This is a genomic window from Microbacterium oxydans (assembly GCF_006540085.1).
GTDB lineage: Bacteria > Actinomycetota > Actinomycetes > Actinomycetales > Microbacteriaceae > Microbacterium > Microbacterium oxydans.
On record NZ_BJOG01000014.1, the window covers coordinates 1 to 1,666 of the forward strand.

Annotated in this window: 2 protein-coding genes; both read right to left on the reverse strand. The window is 63.7% G+C overall.

Features of this window, described 5'->3' with window-relative positions; genetic code table 11:
* On the reverse strand, positions 1–833 hold an 833-nt coding region (locus tag MOX01_RS19005; protein ID WP_141371195.1), incomplete at its 3' end, for an ABC transporter ATP-binding protein.
* Positions 830–1,666, reverse strand: an 837-nt coding sequence (locus tag MOX01_RS19010; protein ID WP_230979374.1) for an ABC transporter ATP-binding protein, incomplete at its 5' end; no start/stop codon positions are given. The genes MOX01_RS19005 and MOX01_RS19010, both read right to left, overlap by 4 nt.

Below are 1,666 nucleotides of genomic sequence, written 5' to 3' on the forward strand. Positions count from 1 at the left end.
CGGCCGAGGTTGTCGGGCTCGGGCGCGGCTCCCAGGAGGGTCTTGGTGTACTCGTGCTGCGGGTTGAGGATGACTTCGTCCGCGGGGCCCCGCTCGACGACATCGCCCTTGTAGAGCACCATGATCTCATCGGAGAAATGCCGGGCGGTCGCGAGGTCGTGCGTGATGTACAGCACCCCGAGGTTCTCCTCCCGCTGCAGATCCGCGAGCAGGTTCAACACACCGAGCCGGATCGACACGTCCAACATGCTCACCGGTTCGTCGGCGACGATGAACCGCGCCCCCGGGGCCAGTGCCCGTGCGATCGCGACGCGCTGCCGCTGCCCACCCGACAGCTCATGCGGGCGACGCTCCGCAAAGCTCTCCCCCGGGCTGAGCCGCACCCGCTCCAACAACTCCACAGCCCTGGCACGCACCTGCGCACTGGAGAGCTGCGGGTGATGCAGGCGGATCGGCCGCTCCAAGTGATGCACGATCGTGTGGAACGGGTTCAACGACGCGAACGGGTCCTGGAACACCATCTGCACATCCGCGCGATACGCCTCCAACGCCCGCCCCCGAGTCCCGGACGGTTTACCGTCGAGGAGGATCTCCCCACTGGTGGGGGTCTCCAACTTCATCAGCATCCGCGCGATCGTCGACTTCCCCGACCCCGACTCCCCCACCAGAGCGAGCGTCTTCCCGGCCTCGATCGTGAACGACACATCCTTCACCGCATGCAGGATGCTCGTCCTGAACCCGGACCTCAGGTGGAAGTCCTTGACGAGGTTCCGCGCCTCCAACGACGCCGTCCCCGGCACCGTCGTCCCGGCGCTATTCGTATGGGTGGTCATCGGACGCCCTCCTGGCTCACACCGGTACGCACGAAATCTCCCCGCTCACCCTTCAACGACGGGAAACTCGACAGCAACCGCTTCGTGTACTCATGCTGCGGGGAACGGTAGATCTCCTCCGCCGTCCCCTCCTCCACGATCTGCCCCTGCAACATGATCGCGATCCGGTCACTGATCTCGATCAACATCGGCAGATCATGCGTGATGAAGATCACCGCGAAACCGAGCTTCTCCCGCAACCGCATGATCTCCCGGATGATGCCGCGCTGCACGACCACATCCAACGCCGTCGTCGGCTCATCCATGATCATCACCTGCGGATCCAACGCCAGAGCCATCGCGATCATCATCCGCTGACGCATACCCCCGGACAACTCATGCGGGAAACTCGACAACCGAGACGGATCCACCCCCACCAACGTGAGCAGCTCCTCCGCCCGCGCCGTCTTCGCCTTCTTACTCATCCCAGGACGATGCGTGTCGAAGATGTCGAAGATCTGCGCCCTCACACTGATCACCGGATTCAACGAGTTCATCGCGCCCTGGAACACCATCGAGATCTTGTCCCACCGGAACGCCCGCAGACCCTCCCCATCCAAACCCACGATGTCGATGTCATGACCATCCCGGTCATGGAACACGATCTCCCCGCCCGTCATCAACGCCGGCGCCTTCAACAACCGGTTCATGCCGTACGCGAGAGTCGTCTTCCCACACCCCGACTCCCCCGCCAACCCCAGAATCTCCCCGCGATTCAACGTCAACGACACATCCCGCACGGCCTTCACCGGCGGATCCACCTCATACTCGATCGACACATTCCGCGCCGTCAG